16 protein-coding genes and 1 tRNA gene are annotated in these 15992 nt (G+C 66.0%); 11 read left to right on the forward strand and 6 right to left on the reverse strand.

The annotated features are described in order from the left end of the window. Positions 1-107: 107 nt before the first annotated feature. Both G6N47_RS20575 and G6N47_RS20580 read left to right on the forward strand, forming a co-directional pair. Positions 108-548 (forward strand): Zn-ribbon domain-containing OB-fold protein, encoded by a 441-nt coding sequence (locus G6N47_RS20575; protein ID WP_083132858.1) that lies wholly within the window; start codon positions 108-110, stop codon positions 546-548. After that, complete coding sequence (locus G6N47_RS20580) at positions 545-1741, forward strand: lipid-transfer protein (RefSeq protein WP_083132859.1); 1197 nt, start codon at positions 545-547, stop codon at positions 1739-1741. Before G6N47_RS20575 ends, G6N47_RS20580 begins: the two co-directional genes overlap by 4 nt. Here the strand turns inward: G6N47_RS20580 and G6N47_RS20585 are convergent. Further along, complete coding sequence (locus tag G6N47_RS20585; RefSeq protein ID WP_139799600.1) at positions 1738-2367, reverse strand: ANTAR domain-containing response regulator; 630 nt, start codon at positions 2365-2367, stop codon at positions 1738-1740. The two genes, G6N47_RS20580 and G6N47_RS20585, sit on opposite strands and share 4 nt — an antisense overlap. A gap of 100 nt (positions 2368-2467) precedes the next feature. Between G6N47_RS20585 and G6N47_RS20590 the strand changes: the two genes are divergently transcribed. The 9 genes from G6N47_RS20590 (at position 2468) to G6N47_RS20630 (ending at position 11411) form a co-directional block, all read left to right on the forward strand. Next, positions 2468-2541: transfer RNA gene (locus G6N47_RS20590), tRNA-Leu, on the forward strand. Between the two features lie 10 nt (positions 2542-2551). Then, positions 2552-3043, forward strand: coding sequence for a DUF488 domain-containing protein (locus G6N47_RS20595; RefSeq protein WP_083132861.1), 492 nt, complete (start codon positions 2552-2554; stop codon positions 3041-3043). A gap of 9 nt (positions 3044-3052) precedes the next feature. After that, positions 3053-4372, forward strand: a complete 1320-nt coding sequence (locus tag G6N47_RS20600) for an adenylate/guanylate cyclase domain-containing protein (RefSeq protein WP_083132862.1) — start codon at positions 3053-3055, stop codon at positions 4370-4372. 50 nt (positions 4373-4422) lie between these two features. After that, on the forward strand, positions 4423-5013 hold the full coding sequence (locus G6N47_RS20605) for an HdeD family acid-resistance protein (protein WP_083132863.1): 591 nt from the start codon (positions 4423-4425) through the stop codon (positions 5011-5013). Positions 5014-5116: 103 nt separating this feature from the next. Then, positions 5117-6562 carry a cytochrome ubiquinol oxidase subunit I gene (locus G6N47_RS20610; protein ID WP_083132864.1) on the forward strand — a complete coding sequence of 482 codons (1446 nt, stop codon included), beginning with the start codon at positions 5117-5119 and terminating at the stop codon, positions 6560-6562. Between the two features lie 20 nt (positions 6563-6582). Then, positions 6583-7629 carry a cytochrome d ubiquinol oxidase subunit II gene (gene cydB / locus G6N47_RS20615; protein ID WP_083132865.1) on the forward strand — a complete coding sequence of 349 codons (1047 nt, stop codon included), beginning with the start codon at positions 6583-6585 and terminating at the stop codon, positions 7627-7629. Positions 7630-7700: 71 nt separating this feature from the next. After that, a complete protein-coding gene (gene cydD / locus G6N47_RS20620; protein ID WP_232080373.1) occupies positions 7701-9281 on the forward strand; it encodes a thiol reductant ABC exporter subunit CydD in 1581 nt (526 codons plus the stop codon). Beyond that, positions 9268-10917 (forward strand): thiol reductant ABC exporter subunit CydC, encoded by a 1650-nt coding sequence (gene cydC / locus G6N47_RS20625; RefSeq protein WP_083132867.1) that lies wholly within the window; start codon positions 9268-9270, stop codon positions 10915-10917. The genes cydD and cydC overlap by 14 nt, the downstream gene beginning before the upstream one ends. Next, positions 10914-11411, forward strand: a complete 498-nt coding sequence (locus G6N47_RS20630; RefSeq protein ID WP_083132868.1) for a DUF4190 domain-containing protein — start codon at positions 10914-10916, stop codon at positions 11409-11411. The genes cydC and G6N47_RS20630 overlap by 4 nt, the downstream gene beginning before the upstream one ends. Here the strand turns inward: G6N47_RS20630 and G6N47_RS20635 are convergent. The 5 genes from G6N47_RS20635 to G6N47_RS20655 form a co-directional block, all read right to left on the reverse strand. Then, entirely contained in the window at positions 11408-12805 is a 1398-nt protein-coding gene (locus tag G6N47_RS20635; RefSeq protein WP_083132939.1) for a bifunctional lysylphosphatidylglycerol flippase/synthetase MprF, read from the reverse strand. The two genes, G6N47_RS20630 and G6N47_RS20635, sit on opposite strands and share 4 nt — an antisense overlap. Before the next feature lie 118 nt (positions 12806-12923). Beyond that, complete coding sequence (locus G6N47_RS20640) at positions 12924-13766, reverse strand: acyl-CoA thioesterase II (RefSeq protein ID WP_083132940.1); 843 nt, start codon at positions 13764-13766, stop codon at positions 12924-12926. Positions 13767-13794: 28 nt separating this feature from the next. Further along, complete coding sequence (pyk, locus tag G6N47_RS20645) at positions 13795-15213, reverse strand: pyruvate kinase (RefSeq protein ID WP_083132869.1); 1419 nt, start codon at positions 15211-15213, stop codon at positions 13795-13797. Positions 15214-15242: 29 nt separating this feature from the next. After that, positions 15243-15656: a DUF2752 domain-containing protein gene (locus G6N47_RS20650; RefSeq protein WP_083132870.1), complete on the reverse strand. Its 414-nt coding sequence runs from the start codon at positions 15654-15656 to the stop codon at positions 15243-15245. Beyond that, the gene (locus G6N47_RS20655; RefSeq protein WP_083132871.1) at positions 15646-15990 is read right to left on the reverse strand and encodes an NINE protein; all 345 of its coding nucleotides are present in this window, start codon (positions 15988-15990) and stop codon (positions 15646-15648) included. The genes G6N47_RS20650 and G6N47_RS20655 overlap by 11 nt, the downstream gene beginning before the upstream one ends. Positions 15991-15992: the final 2 nt, after the last annotated feature.

A 15992-nucleotide genomic window follows, 5' to 3' on the forward strand; every position in this document is an offset into this window, starting at 1 on the left:
CGCTGGGCTCACGGCTTTCACTCTAGGCATCGGGTCCGACGCTGAGTCCACGGCCGCGAAACTGGAACACGTTTCAGTTTTGCTGTCGTTCTCGGTACGCTGGCCGCGTGTCAGCAGCTATCCGCCAGGAACCGGCCGTCGACGGCTGGTTCGCGACCGACGACTCCGGCGCGCCGCATCTGATCGGCGCGAAATGCCCGCAGTGCGGCACCTATGTGTTTCCGCCGCGGGCCAACAATTGCCCGAACCCGGCCTGCGACGGCGACCAGTTGGAGCAGGTGCCGCTGTCGCGGCGCGGCACGGTGTGGAGCTACACCGAGAACCGGTACGCCCCGCCGCCGCCGTATCCGTCGCCGGATCCGTTCGAGCCGTTCGCGGTCGCCGCGGTGCAATTGGCCGACGAAGGCCTGATCGTGCTGGGCAAGGTGGTCGACGGCACGTTGGCCGCTGACCTCGAGGTCGGCATGGAGATGGAGCTGACCACCATGCCGCTGTTCACCGACGACGACGGCGTCGAGCGGATCACGTACGGCTGGAGGCGCGCATGAGCGAGCCGGTCTACATCCTCGGTGCGGGCATGCATCCGTGGGGCAAATGGGGCCGCGACTTCACCGAATACGGCGTGGTGGCCGCGCGCGCGGCGCTGGCCGAGGCCGGTTTGGACTGGCGGCAGATCCAGCTGGTGGCCGGAGCGGACACCATCCGCAACGGCTACCCCGGGTTCGTCGCCGGGTCGACGTTCGCGCAGAAGCTCGGATGGAACGGCGTGCCGGTGTCGTCGTCGTATGCGGCGTGCGCCAGCGGCTCGCAGGCGCTGCAGAGCGCCCGCGCGCAGATCCTGGCCGGCTTCTGCGACGTCGCGCTGGTGATCGGCGCCGACACCACGCCGAAGGGGTTCTTTGCGCCGGTCGGCGGCGAGCGCAAGAACGACCCGGACTGGCAGCGGTTCCATCTGATCGGCGCCACCAACCCGGTGTACTTCGCGCTGCTGGCGCGACGCCGGATGGACCTCTACGGCGCCACGCTCGAAGACTTCGCTCAGGTGAAAGTCAAGAACGCTCGCCACGGCTTGCAGAACCCGAATGCCCGCTACCGCAAGGAAGTATCGATCGACGACGTGCTGGCCAGCGCGGTGGTGGCCGACCCGCTGCGACTGCTGGACATCTGCGCCACCTCGGACGGGGCGGCGGCGCTGATCGTGGCCAGCAAGTCCTTCGCCGAGAAGCACCTCGGTTCAGTCGCAGGGGTGCCGTCGGTGCGGGCGGTCAGCACGGTCACTCCGCGCTACCCGCAGCACCTGCCCGAATTGCCTGACATCGCAACGGATTCCACCGCTGTCGTGCCCGCGCCCGAGCGGGTGTTCAAAGATCAGATCCTCGACGCCGCCTACGCCGAGGCCGGTATCGGGCCGGAGGACCTCAGCCTGGCCGAGGTCTACGACCTGTCCACCGCGCTCGAGCTGGACTGGTACGAGCACCTCGGACTGTGTCCCAAGGGCGAGGCCGAGGGCCTGCTGCGCAGCGGCGCGACGACGATCGGCGGCCGCATCCCGGTCAACCCGTCCGGCGGGCTGGCCTGCTTCGGTGAGGCCATCCCCGCGCAGGCGATTGCTCAGGTCTGCGAGCTGACCTGGCAGTTGCGGGGCCAGGCCACCGGCCGTCAGGTCGAGGGCGCCAAGGTCGGGGTCACCGCAAACCAGGGTTTGTTCGGCCACGGCTCGTCGGTGATCGTCGCCCGCTAACCCGACGACGGCGCGTCTTTTGGCGTGTCGAGCGTCTCCAGCACGACTTCAGCGACCCGCTTCATCGTGGTGCGGCGGTCCATCGCGGCCCGCTGGATCCACTTGAACGCCTCGGGCTCGGTCATGCCCTGCTTGGCCTGTAGCAGGCCCTTGGCCCGTTCGACGAGCTTGCGGGTTTCCAGCCGGTCGGACAGTGTCTCCACTTCGCGTTCGAGCGCGCTGATCTCGCTGAACCTGCTGAGGGCCAATTCAATGGCCGGCACCAGATCGCTGGCGGTGAACGGCTTGACCAGGTAGGCCATGGCGCCGGCGTCGCGGGCCCGCTCCACCAGATCTCGCTGGCTGAACGCGGTCAACACCACGATCGGCGCGATGCGTTTGGTCGCGATCTCCGACGCGGCGTCGATGCCGTCGCGTCGCGGCATCTTCACGTCCATGATCACCAGGTCGGGCTTGAGCTGTTCGGCCAGTTCGACGGCCTCCTGGCCGTCGCCGGCCTCGCCGACGATGTCGTAGCCCTCTTCGCGCAGCATCTCGGAGAGGTCCATCCGGATGAGGGCCTCGTCCTCGGCGATCAGTACCCGGCGCGGGGCGGGAGCAGCCGCATCGGTCGTTGAGCCGGTCATGCCCGCCATTGTGTCAGCGGGTCACCGCGTTCCGTGAGCGCGGGGTTGAGACGCGGCGCCGTCGCACGCATCCTCTATGGTGGGAGGCCGTAGAAACCACGCCCTCGTATCCCAACTGGCAGAGGAAACGGATTCAAAACCCGTACAGTGTGAGTTCGAATCTCACCGAGGGCACTCACCGACAGTGCTGTACACCATCGGCCACGGCGCCAAAACCTCAGACGAGCTCACCGCCGCACTTCGCCGGCACGACATCGACCTCTTGGTCGACGTGCGCAGCTTCCCCGGCTCCCGGCGCAACCCCGACGTCTCCAAACAGGTCATGCCCGACTGGCTGGCCAAGGCGGGCATCGACTACCGCCACGAACCCGGCCTCGGCGGTCGTCGCAAACCGCCGGACCAGCCGATACCCCAGGATCTGTGGTGGGAAAACCAGCAGTTCGCCAACTACGCCGCCCACACCCGCACGCCCGAATTCGAGGCCGCCTACCAGCGACTCTTGCGGGACGCCGGCGCCCGCAATGTCGCCATCATGTGCGGGGAGCCGACTTGGTGGCGTTGCCATCGCCGGATGATCGCCGACCTGGCCACCCGCGACGGCCACCCGGTGCAGCACATCATGCCCAACGGATCGCTATCCGAACATCGCATGTCGGAGTGGCTGACCGGCAGTTAGGCTTTTGCTGTGGCGGCTAAGAGGCGCGGTGCGCCGCCCGAACGTTCACGAACGCCGGACTGTGTCGCCGCGGTGCGGACTCAATCGCGCGCCCGCACCCAGCACTACGTCGACAGCGTCGCACGACGACTGCGGGTGCTCAAGATCACCGCGTGGATCGGCGCGGCCGTGCTCGTGGGCTTCGCAGTCCTCGAGCTCTTCTCGGTTCACACCGCTACCTGGATCCCCATCTTCCAACTCGTCGTCGCTGCGATCTACGTGATGACCCCGATGCTGTACCGCTTCGGCGAACTCGTCGCGCCGCTGACTTTCGTGGGCTTCGGATACGCGACGATCTTTCTTCTCTGTTGGACCGTAGGCACGGGTTCGGGCCTGCAGTACTACTTTCTGGTCGCCGCGACGCTGGTGGTACTCACGCTCGGCATCGAACACATCATTTTGGCGGCGACGTTGGCCGGCATCGGCGCCGCGCTGGCGATCACCGTCGAGTTCTTGGTGCCGTATGACACCGGCGTACAGCCGCGCTGGGCGCAGACAACGGGATTCGTCGTCACGATTGCTTCCGCGTGCATCATGGTCGTCGCGACGGTGTGGTACGCGCTACGCGAAATCGCCCGCGCCGAAGCCGTCATGGAAGCCGAATACGAAAGATCCGAGACACTGCTGGCCAACATCATGCCGGCCAGCATCGCGGCCCGGCTGAAGGACCCGGCCCGCACCGTGATCGCCGACAAGTACGACGAAGCCTCCGTGTTGTTCGCCGACATCGCCGGGTTCACCGAGCGGGCCAGCGACACGAATCCCGATGAGCTGGTTCGGTTTTTGGACCGGCTCTACACCGAATTCGACGCGCTGGTCGACAAATACAGACTGGAGAAGATCAAAGTCAGCGGCGACTCCTACATGGTGGTCAGCGGTGTGCCGTGGCCGCGGCGCGACCACGTCGAGGCGCTCGCCCAGCTTGCGCTGGACATGAACGACGCGGTGGCCGACCTGAAAGACGCGCAGGGACGCCCGATTCCGCTGCGCATCGGCCTGGCCACCGGGCCCGTCGTCGCCGGCGTCGTGGGTTCTCGCCGGTTCTTTTACGACGTGTGGGGCGACGCCGTCAACGTCGCGTCACGAATGGAATCCACCGACGCGGTCGGACGCATCCAGGTGCCCGAGCCGGTGTACGAGCGGCTGAAAGACGACTTCCTGCTCGAGGAGCGCGGCGACGTCGCGGTCAAAGGCAAGGGTGTGATGCGCACCTGGTATCTCGTCGGCCGCAGACCCGACGGCGATTCCGGTGGGCGGCGCGCGGCGGCGTCGCAGCCGGCCGGTGTCTGACAGTTCCGGCAATTCCCCCATCGCCATCCGATTTGTGGGAAACTTCGCGCATGCAACCTAACGTTGTTCCGAATTTGTTGCCGCATCTGTGGAAATCGACTCTGGTCTCGGGCATTTTGGCGTTGGCCCTTGGCATTCTCGTGTTGGTGTGGCCGGGAGTCAGCATTCTGGTGGCCGCCATCATCTTCGGGGCTTACCTGCTGGTGACCGGGATTGCGCAGGTTTTCTTCGCGTTCAGCCTGCATGTCTCCGCCGGCGGCCGGGTGCTGTTGTTCATCAGCGGCGCCGCATCGCTGATTTTGGCGGTGCTGTGTTTCCGCAGCCTCTACGATTCAATTCTGCTGCTGGCCATCTGGATCGGCGTCGGCTTCATCTTTCGCGGTGTCGCGACGGCGATTTCGGCGATCAGCGATCCCGCTTTGCCTGGCCGCGGCTGGGAGATTTTCCTCGGTGTCATCAGCCTGTTGGCCGGCATCGTGCTGATCGCGTCGCCGTTCGAGTCCATCGGGATTCTTGCTCTGGTCGTCGGCATCTGGCTCGTGGTCATCGGCGTGTTCGAGATCGTGTCGGCGTTCGGCATCCGCCGAGCCTCCAAAGACCTCACCAAAGCGATCTCGGGTGAGGCACCCGGCGCGATCTGACAGCATCCGTGATCTCCGCGACATCGCGGTAGATCGGCACTGACTCCTCTACTACACTGCGTCGTAGTAAGTAGCGCACCCCCGCAGTCCCGGGAGATGGCCGATGGACGTCGTCGACGTGTCGCGGTGGCAGTTCGGTATCACCACCGTCTACCACTTCATCTTCGTGCCCCTCACGATCGGCCTGGCACCGCTCATCGCCGTCATGCAAACCGTGTGGGTCCTCACCGACAACGACGCCTGGTATCGGCTCACCAAGTTCTTCGGCAAGCTGTTTTTGATCAACTTCGCGATCGGGGTGGCCACCGGGATCGTGCAGGAATTCCAATTCGGCATGAATTGGAGCGAGTATTCGCGGTTCGTCGGCGACGTCTTCGGCGCCCCGCTGGCCATGGAGGGCCTGGCCGCGTTCTTCTTCGAGTCGACGTTCATCGGACTGTGGATCTTCGGTTGGAGTCGGCTGCCACGACTTGTTCACCTGGCCTGCATCTGGATCGTGGCGATCTCGGTGAACGTGTCAGCGTTTTTCATCATCGCGGCGAACTCGTTCATGCAGCATCCGGTCGGTGCGCATTACAACCCGCACACCAAGCGTGCCGAACTGACCAGCATCATGGCGTTGTTCACCAACAACACTGCGCAGGCGGCGGTTTCGCATGCGGTTGCCGGCGCGTTGTTGACGGGCGGGACGTTCATCGCGGGGGTTTGCGCCTGGTGGATGGTGCGGTCGACGGACGACGATGCGCGACGCATGTATCGCCCGGCGACCATCCTGGGATGCCTGGTGGCGCTGGCCGCGGCGGTCGGATTGTTCTTCACCGGCGACGCGCAGGGCAAGCTGATGTTTCACCAGCAGCCGATGAAAATGGCGTCGGCGGAATCGCTCTGCGACACCCAGACCGATCCGGATTTTTCCATCCTGACCGTCGGCCGGCAGAACAACTGCGACGCGCTGACCCGGGTGATCGAGGTCCCCTATGTGCTGCCGTTTTTGGCCGAGGGCCGTGTCAACGGCGTGACGCTGCAAGGTGTTCGGGACATCCAGCGGGATTACCAGCAGCGGTTCGGGCCCAACGACTACCGGCCCAACCTGTTCGTCACCTACTGGTCGTTCCGCGCGATGATCGGACTCCTGGCCATTCCCTTGCTGTTTGCGGTGACCGCCTTGTGGTTAACCCGCGGCGGCCGGGTTCCCCGTCAGCGGTGGTTCGCCTGGCTGGCGCTGCTGACCATTCCCGCGCCGTTCCTGGCCAACAGCGCCGGCTGGGTCTTCACCGAAATGGGCCGCCAGCCCTGGATCGTCGTGCCCAACCCCACCGGCGATCAGCAGGTTCGCCTCACTGTCGCCGAGGGCGTATCACATCACGCGCCCGGCATGGTGGTCGGCTCGCTGCTCACATTCACTGCGGTTTACGCAGTACTGGCAGTCATTTGGTTCTGGTTGCTCAAACGCTATGTCGCCGAAGGACCACTGGAACACGACGCAGAACCGGTACCGCCCGCAACGCCCACCGATAACGAGGTGGCACCGCTGTCGTTCGCATACTGAGACCCGAAAGGAGTTGACCCGTGGCGCTTCACCAGTTGTGGTTCGGGGTGCTCGCCGTACTGTTCCTCGGGTTTTTCATCCTGGAAGGCTTCGACTTCGGCGTGGGCATGCTGATGGAGCCGCTGGCACGCATCGGCGCCGGCGATCCGGAAACACAGCGCCGCACCGCGCTCAACACGATCGGGCCGGTATGGGACGGCAACGAGGTCTGGCTGATCACCGCGGGCGGCGCGATGTTCGCGGCGTTCCCGGGCTGGTACGCAACGGTGTTCTCCACGCTCTACCTCCCGCTGCTGGTGATCCTGTTCGGGATGATCCTGCGTGCGGTCGCCATCGAATGGCGCGGCAAGATCGACGACACGACGTGGCGTGGCTGGGCCGATGTCGGTATTGCGGCCGGATCGTGGCTTCCGGCGCTGTTGTGGGGTGTAGCGTTCGCCATTCTGGTCCGCGGTCTTCCGGTGGACGCCGACCATCAGGTCAGGCTGTCTCTCACCGATGTGCTCAACCCCTACACGGTGTTGGGTGGCCTGACCACCACAGGGCTCTTCTTGTTCTACGGCGCGGTGTTCATTGCGCTGAAGACATCCGGTTCGATCCGAGACGACGCCCTGGGGGTTGCTCGGTGGTTGTCACCGCCGGTGACGGGACTTGTGGCGGGCTTTGGCATTTGGACACAGTTGGCTCACGGCAAAAGCTGGACCTGGCTGGTGCTTGCGGCTGCGGTGGTTGCGCAAGGTGTGGCCGTGGCGCTGGTGGCCACACGCAGGCGGGAGGGCTGGGCGTTCTGCTGTGTAGCGCTGGTTGTGGCCGCGGTGGTGGTGTTGCTGTTCGGCGCGCTGTATCCCAATCTGGTGCCGTCGACCCTGGATCCGTCGTGGAGCCTGACCATCGACAGCGCTTCGTCGACGCCGTACACGTTGAAGATCATGACGTGGGCGGCGGTGACCTTTGCTCCGCTGGCGATGGCCTATCAGGCGTGGACGTATTGGGTGTTCCGGCAACGGATCTCGGCTGATCGCGTACCTCCGCCGACCGGCCTGGCGCGGCGAGCGTCCGAAGCATGAGCAGTCGCGCGCCGCTGGATCCACGGCTGTGGCGGGGTTCTGTGGCGCTGCGCCGCTTCCTGTTCGCCACCGTGACCTGCGGTCTGGTGATCTCCGGCTGTGCGATCGCCTCGGCGATCGTGCTGGCGCACATCGTTTCCCGGGTTATCACCGATCCCGGCGCGCGTGGCCTTCGGCAGTGGGCACCCATGCTGTCGATTCTGTTGGCGCTGTGGGCTGTTCGCAGCGCCGCGCATTGGCTGCAAGCGCGGCTGGGCCAGCGGGGCGCGAGCGCGGTGATCGCCGACCTCAGCGGGCAGGTGCTCGCCGCGGTGACGGCCCGAGCACCCCGGCAGCTGGCGGCCCAGCGCGACGCCGCCGCAACGGTGGTGACCCGCGGCCTCGACGGGCTGCGGCCGTATTTCACCGCCTATCTTCCCGCGTTACTGCTGGCCGCGATCCTGACCCCGGCCAGTGTCGGCGTGGTCGCGCTGTACGACGTGAGATCCGCCGTGATCGTGTTGATCACGTTGCCGCTCATCCCGATCTTCATGGTACTGATCGGATTGGCAACCGCGCAGCGCTCTGCGGCGGCGCTGGACGCGATGACCACGCTGCAGGCCCGGCTGCTGGATCTGATCGCCGGCATCCCCACGCTGCGGGCGTTGGGCCGAGCCGCCGGCCCCGAGCGTCGTATCGCGGAACTGGCTGCGGCACACCGGCGTTCGACAATGGCGACGCTGCGCATCGCATTTCTCTCGGCGCTGGTGCTGGAACTGCTGGCCACGCTGGGCGTGGCAGTGGTCGCAGTCAGCATCGGTTTGCGGCTGGTGTTCGGCGGAATCAGCCTGACCGCCGGTCTGACGGTGTTGTTGCTGGCGCCTGACATCTACTGGCCGCTGCGCCGCATCGGGGTGGAATTCCACGCTGCCCAGGACGGCCGGGCCGCCGCCGACAAGGCATTCGCGCTGATGGAGGGTTCGAAAACCCTGCCGGCCGGCACCCGCACCGTCGCAGCGCACGGCGCGCCCATCCGCATCGAGAACCTCAGCGTGACCGGCCGCGACGGCAGCTGTCCGTGCGAGCTCAGCGCGGTGATCGAGCCTGGCCGAGTCACGGTACTTACCGGCCCCAACGGCGCGGGAAAAAGCACTACGTTGCAAGTGATTGCCGGTATCACGACACCGACCGCGGGCCGCGTCACCGTAGCAGGCGTCGACGTCACCGATCTCGATCCGGCCGCGTGGTGGCGGCAGCTTGCCTGGTTGCCCCAGCGCCCGGTGCTGGTCCCCGGAACCGTTGCCGAGAACCTCGCCTTGTTCGGCAGCCTCGCCGACATTGACGCTGCTTGTGCCGCAGCGTGTTTCGACACGGTGCTGGCCGGCCTCCCCCACGGCCTGCGCACGCAGATCGGGCGTGGCGGGGTTGGACTGTCGCTGGGTCAGCGGCAACGCCTGGGCCTGGCCCGCGCGCTCGGCACACCGGCGCCGGTGCTGCTGCTCGACGAGCCCACCGCACATCTGGACGCCGCAGCCGAAACCGCTGTGCTGCGGGCGATTGTCGAGCGGGCCCGCGCAGGCACAACCGTCGTGGTCGTGGGCCACCGCGAACAGGTCGTCGGGATCGGTGACCGAGTCGTCCAGGTCGGCAGGCAGTGCCATGCCCAGGTCTGACCTCTTGCTGGCTGCACTGGCGCTGCTGCGGCCGCGGCTGCCGCGCCTGCTGTTGGCCGTTGCGCTGGGCGCGCTGTCACTCGGCAGTGCGCTGGCACTGGCCGGGGTCTCGGCCTGGCTGATCACCCGGGCCTGGCAGATGCCGCCGGTGCTCGACCTGTCGGTCGCGGTGGTGGCGGTGCGAACGTTCGCAATTTCCCGTGGCGTGCTGCATTATTGCGAGCGACTGGCCAGCCACGACACCGCGTTGCGTGCCGCTGGCAGGGCCCGCGCAGAAATCTACTCGCGCCTGGCGCATGGCCCGGCGGACGTCGCCACCCGGCTGCACAGCGGTGATCTGGTGGCCCGCGTCGGCGCTGACGTCGACCAGTTGGCCGATGTGTTGGTCCGTGCCCTGCTCCCGATCTGTGTCGCGGCGGTACTGGGGGTCTCGGCGACCACCGTCGTCGCTGTCATCTCGGCGCCGGCGGCCGCGATCATGGCCGTCTGCCTGCTGCTCGCCGGCGTCATAGGCCCATGGCTGGCCGCACGGGCAGCGACAAGGCAGGAAGCCGTTGCACGGCAACTGCATTCCGAACGCGACGTGTCCGCCATGCTGGCCCTCGAGCACGCGGCGGAGCTGCGGGTCGGCGGACGACTGCCGGAGGTGATCGCCGACTCACAACGCCGGCAACGTGATTGGGGGGATGCCATCGACGCCGCGGCCAGGCCGGCCGCCGTCGCCGAGGCCATCCCCACCGCCGCGATCGGAATCAGCGTGTTGGGCGCCGCGGTGGCGGGCATCGGGATGGCTACCGCTGTTGCACCGACCACATTGGCCATCCTGATGTTGTTGCCGCTGTCGGCATTCGAGGCGATCGGTCCGCTTCCGGCTGCCGCGGTCCAGTTGACCCGGTCACGGCTCGCGGCGCGGCGGCTTCTCGGCCTGATACCTGCCAAGCCGCCCGCAGCGATTCAATCGCCGCAACCGGTTACGAGCTGGCGGCTGCGAGCCGGCGACATCGATCTGCCGCCCGGTTCCAGGCTGGCGGTGACCGGTCCCAGCGGCTCCGGCAAGACCACGTTGCTGATGACTCTTGCGGGGCTGCTGCCGCCGATGAACGGCGCGGTCACACTCGGTGCCACGGCAGTGGGCCGGCTCAATGAAAGCGAATTACGCAGCGTTGTAACATTTTTCGCGGAGGATGCGCACATATTCGCGACCACCGTTCGGGACAATTTGCTGGTAGCTCGCGGCGACTGCAGCGACGACGAGCTGGTGGCGGCGCTGCGGCGGGTGGGTCTCGGCGAGTGGCTGGCCGGTCTTCCCGACGGCCTGGCAACGGTGTTGTCCGGCGGCGCGCACGCACTGTCGGCCGGTCAGCGCAGACGCCTGCTGCTGGCGCGGGCGATGATCTCCCCTGCGCGGATCGTGCTGCTCGACGAACCGACCGAGCACCTCGATGCCGCTGATGCCGAGCCCATTTTGCGCGCTCTGCTCGACCCCGACGGTGGGCTGATCAGTGCCGAGCGAACGGTCGTGGTGGCTACCCATCACCTGCCCAACGACATTCGCTGTCGACAACTGCGTATCGAGGCAGGCAGGTACCCTGGCTGGCAGGCGTCCACGGCGCCCGATCTGGAGAGCAACCCATGACTGAATCCCCCGACAAACCGCCTGAAAACCCCCCACCGCCATACCCGTATCCATACCCCGGCTATCCACCGCCTGCTCCTCCGCACTACTACGGTTATCCCCCGCCAGCCGCCATCCCCAGGAACGGGATCGGCATCGCGTCGCTGGTACTGGCGATCGTTGGTCTGCTGTTCGTGTGGTCGGTAGCCGGCGGCGTCGTCATCGGAATCGTCGCGATCGTGCTGGGGTTCGTCGGGTGGGCGCGAGTCAAACGCGGCGAAGCCAACAACGGTGGGGTGGCCATCGCCGGCATCGTGCTGGGCATCGTGGCCATCCTCGTCGGGCTTGCGTTCGCCGCCATATGGATAGCGCTGTGGAAAGACGTCGGCGGCGACAACTATTTCGACTGCCTGGACCGGGCCGGCTCGAACCGCATCCGCCAGCAGCAGTGCGCGGATCAGTTCCGCGAAAACGTCCAGGACCGATTAAGCGTCACGCTGACGCCCACACCTTAGAGCCGGCGACGCCGCGGCATGAATTCCAGCGTCAACAGCACGTACAGTAGAGGAACCACCTGGGTCAATCTGACCAGCACGTAGCGCCGGTCGCCCAGCGCGTGGAACTTACGCAGATAGCGATACAGCGACTCGAGCGCAATCAGCGGATCGCCCAAGTGGATCAGCCGGTAGAAGACACTCTGCATCCGCCCCCGATGCTTTTCGTCGAAAATCTCCGGGAACGCTGCGAATGCCAGTGACAAACGCTGTGCCCCAGCATCTTTGGCGGCGTAGACCATGTCGACACTGAGTCGCTCGTCGATCCCGTTGGGGGATCCGCGACGACGCCAGGGCACGTCGAGGCTGATGTCCTTGCCCCCGCCAGCGACTGCATACCGGTGAAAGCCCTGCACCCGGCCGGAGGCGTCCCTGGCCAGGATCAGCTGCACACCCGGATAGCGGCCTTCCAGAGCGCCGTCCAGGGCCATCGAGAACCCGCGTTCGGTGTGCGCACCTTTGGGAGATGCCCGCAGTGCCTCGGTCAGCTCGGCGAGCAGCTCCTCGTCGAGTTCCTGTTCGGCCACGATCTCGGTGGTGATGCCGAAATTGTGGGTGCGTTTGACGGCTTGACGCAGGTTGCGGAACTTGCGGCCGACCATCTCGAAATTCCGCACATCGATGACGACGTCGCGACCGATCGGCACAGCCCGCAGCGACTGGCCCAGCACCGCCGGGTCACTCCAGAGCGCAAGCCTTCGCTCACTGCAACACAACACGACGATCCGCCAGCCGCGGGTGTGACACATGGCCGCGAAATCGGCTACCAGTTGCGGGAATTGGCGTTCGTTACCGATTGGATCTCCGCTGACGACCGCATACCCCATCCGGGTGCAGTAGGCCAGCGCCGCGGTGCCGTCGTCGCTGAAGTGATAGCACTTGTTGACCTGCATGGCGAACGGCGCCAACGGATCGCCTTCGGTGGCGTTGATCAGCGCCCACACTCTGGGCAGATCCTCGGGACTCGAGCGCGCCGACGTCGGCCACATCAGCGCCAGCCCTGTCCCCGCGATCAGCAGGTCGCCCAACAGATCGAAGGACAAGACGTGTGCGGCTATCCCGGCGAACAGCACGAGAGCCGCGACGATCGCATGCTTGGCCGTAACCGGGCGGCCCAGGAAGATGCCGCGCGCAATCAACGCCACCGCGGCCAGCACCGTCAGCGACCATGCCAGCCTGCCGGCCGGCTCCCAGTCGGGGTGCCGGTGGTCGCGCGCGACAAGGCTGATCAGCCAGCATGCCGCACACAGCAGGGCCAGCGCGCTGATCCACCGGGCCGCCGGGGAATTGACGTGGACGACGACCCGCTCGCTGGCCCGGAGTCTGGGTTGGACGTCGACCGACGACTCGCTCACACCCACCTCCGGTTTGCTCTCTCGTCGTCGTTCCGTTCTTCGTTCTCCGGTACCCAGAAGATTACGCTTCGACCCTGGGCGCTGTGTTGCTGTCGCGCGCGTCGCAACCGGATCGTTGCTATGGCCGTGAGCTGGGAAAATACTTGACGACGCCTTCTTGGACCACGGTGGCGACCGGTCGGCCGGAACGGTCGAAGAAATGGCCGGTGCCCAGCCCGCGGGAATCCGCCGCCACCGGCGACGACGTCGAGTACAGCACCCAGTCGTCGAAGCCGACCTGGCGGTGAAACCACACCGAGTGATTGACGGTGGCGGCGAAGATCCGGTCGAAACCCCACGACAGCCCGTGTGTGGTGATGATCGAGTCCAACACTGTGGTGTCCGAGCAGTACAACATCGTCGCGGTGTGCAGCACGGGATCGTCGGGCAGCACACCATCGGCTTTCACCCACACCCGGTTGTAGTCCAGCCGCTCGCCTTTGTCCCGCATCACCCAGGAGGGGTCGTTCGTGTAGCGCCACTCGATCGGTTGCAGCGCGCTGACGAACAACGGGACGGTGTCCTCGTAGCCGCGCAGGAGCTCCTTGATGGGCGGCAACGTGTCCGGGTCGGCGACGTCGGGCGGTTCGATGTTGTGCTCGAGTCCGCGACCGCCGGCCAGATACGAGATCATCCCTGTGGCCAACAGCGTTCCGTCCTGCATCACGTCGATCCGCCGATTGGCGAAGCGACGTTCGTCGCGCAACCGCACCACGCGGAATTCGATGTCTTTGGCAGTGTCACCGCCGTTGATGAAATGCACGGAGAACGCGTTGGGCGGCAGGTCGCGAGTCAGGGTGCGGCTGCCCGCGACAAACGATTGCGCCATCATCAGTCCGCCGAACGTGCGCGGCGGGTTCTTGCTGGGATGGGATCCGATGAAGACGTCGTCGCCCATGGGATGAAGGTCGAGCACTTTCATCAGCTCGTCGAAATCGGACACTGGGTGCTTAGACGTCTTCCTCGCCGATGCGGTGCACGTGAATCAGGTTGGTCGACCCGACTGTCCCGGGCGGTGCACCGGCCACGATGACGACCAGATCGCCGCGCTTGTAGCGGCCAAGCTCCAACAGCGATTTGTCGACTTGGCGGATCATGCCGTCGGTGGACTGCATGTGCGGAACGATGAACGTCTCGGTACCCCACGTCATCGCCAGCTGGCTACGCACTTCCGGCAGATCGGTGAAGGCCAGCAGCGGCAGCGGCGTATGCAGGCGCGCCAGACGCCGCACGGTGTCACCGGATTGGGTGAACGCGACCAGCGCCTTGGCGTCGAGCCGTTCGCCGATGTCGCGGGCGGCGTAGGAGATTACGCCCCGCTTTGTGCGGGGCACATGGGTCAGCGGCGGAGCGGCCGTCGAATTCTCTTCCACCGCACAGATGATTCGCGACATCGTCTGAACGGCCGCCAATGCGTGTTTTCCGACCGCGGTTTCCCCCGACAGCATCAGCGCGTCGGCGCCGTCGAGCACCGCGTTGGCGACGTCGGAGGCCTCGGCACGCGTCGGTCGCGAGTTCTCGATCATCGAGTCGAGCATCTGGGTCGCGACGATGACGGGTTTGGCGTTCTCCCGGGCCATTTGGATGGCCCGCTTCTGCACCAGCGGAACCTCTTCCAGCGGAAGCTCGACGCCCAGATCGCCGCGAGCCACCATCACGGCGTCGAAGGCCAGCACGACCGCTTCGAGATTGTCGATCGCTTCGGGTTTCTCGAGTTTCGCGATCACCGGAACCCGGCGGCCAACCCGATCCATCACCTCGTGGACCAGCTCCACGTCGGACGGCGATCGCACGAACGAAAGCGCCACCATGTCGACGCCCAAATCCAGTGCGAATTCGAGGTCCTCGATGTCCTTGTCCGACAAGGCCGGAGCCGACACGTTCATGCCCGGCAGCGACATTCCCTTGTTGTTGCTGACCGGACCACCCTCGGTGACGGTGCACACCACGTCGTCGCCTTCGATCTCTTCGACCACCAGACCGATGTTGCCGTCGTCGACAAGAACACGGTCACCGGGCGCGGCATCCTTGGACAACTGCTTGTAGGTGGTCGACACCCGGTCATGGGTGCCTGCGCAGTCGGCGACGGTGATCCGCACCGTTTCGCCGTTGGCCCAATAGGTGGGGCCGTCGGCGAAGCGTCCCAATCTGATCTTGGGGCCCTGCAGATCGGCGAGCACGCCCACAGCGCGACCGGTGGCGTCCGAGGCGGCACGGACGCGTTCGTAGGCGGCTTTGTGGTCGCTGTAGTCGCCGTGGCTGAAGTTCATTCTGGCGACGTCCATTCCGGCCTCGACCAGCGCCCTGACTTGCTCGTCGGTGTTACTGGCCGGGCCGAGAGTACAGACAATCTTGCCGCGTCTCGCCACGACGACAAAGCATAGTCGTGGTGCCTGAGCTACCCGGTGAATAGCGTCGGAACCAGTGGGAAACCGGGCAGATTCCGCAGCACCGTCCAGGCCAGTGTTGTGCTGACGATCGTGAGGATCGCCGGCCAGGGCATCAAGGCTTCTCGGCGTGCTCGGCGCGCCAGGATCCATGCCGCGAGGATCGGGATCCCGACAAGCAGGAACACGTTGTCGGTGACGGCCTGGACGAGGTTGCCGTGCAGTAGGTCATGGGTCATGCGAAGCCCGCCGCATGCGGGGCAGTTCCAGCCGGTCAGCAGCCGGAACGGGCAGGCGGGGAAGACGGAGTTTTCGTTGTGCGGGTCGACCAGTCCGACGTAGCCAATAGCACCCGCCAGCAGTACGCCCGCGCCCATCGCGACGTAGATGCGGCGCCGCTTCGGCAGCGCCGGGCTATGTTCCATCGCGTAACGGGCGGCCCTGCGGGTCACGCACTTTGTCGGTGAGTATCAGCACGGCATCGACGACACCCCAGACCGCGGCGCCAAGCCCGAAGGTGACCAAACCCACAAGCAACTGCGCGATTCCGAGGCCAACCTGGCCAAGGTAGATGCGGCCGATTCCGGCGATCCCGAGCAGGCCGATCAGCTGGAGAAGACCGGCAACCACCTTCGACTTGTCCGACAGCGGCTCGCCGGTGACGGGGTGTCGACCGTAGGGCGCTGCTGGGTCCACGTAGTAAGCCGGCGGATACGGGGGTTGCGCTCCGGCAGATGGATCGGTCACGCCCTTCAGCATGC

This window comes from Mycobacterium branderi (assembly GCF_010728725.1).
Lineage (GTDB): Bacteria > Actinomycetota > Actinomycetes > Mycobacteriales > Mycobacteriaceae > Mycobacterium > Mycobacterium branderi.

Bases quoted from the DNA above. Each gene is read 5' to 3' on its own strand.
- G6N47_RS20640 (WP_083132940.1), bottom strand. From the start codon at position 13,766: ATGAAAGTGCTCGACCTTCATCCCATGGGCGACGACGTCTTCATCGGA.
- cydC (WP_083132867.1), top strand. From the start codon at position 9,268: ATGCCCAGGTCTGACCTCTTGCTGGCTGCACTGGCGCTGCTGCGGCCG.
- G6N47_RS20605 (WP_083132863.1), top strand. From the start codon at position 4,423: ATGCAACCTAACGTTGTTCCGAATTTGTTGCCGCATCTGTGGAAATCG.
- G6N47_RS20610 (WP_083132864.1), top strand. From the start codon at position 5,117: ATGGACGTCGTCGACGTGTCGCGGTGGCAGTTCGGTATCACCACCGTC.
- G6N47_RS20580 (WP_083132859.1), top strand. From the start codon at position 545: ATGAGCGAGCCGGTCTACATCCTCGGTGCGGGCATGCATCCGTGGGGC.
- G6N47_RS20655 (WP_083132871.1), bottom strand. From the start codon at position 15,990: ATGCTGAAGGGCGTGACCGATCCATCTGCCGGAGCGCAACCCCCGTAT.
- G6N47_RS20585 (WP_139799600.1), bottom strand. From the start codon at position 2,367: ATGACCGGCTCAACGACCGATGCGGCTGCTCCCGCCCCGCGCCGGGTA.
- G6N47_RS20650 (WP_083132870.1), bottom strand. From the start codon at position 15,656: ATGGAACATAGCCCGGCGCTGCCGAAGCGGCGCCGCATCTACGTCGCG.
- G6N47_RS20630 (WP_083132868.1), top strand. From the start codon at position 10,914: ATGACTGAATCCCCCGACAAACCGCCTGAAAACCCCCCACCGCCATAC.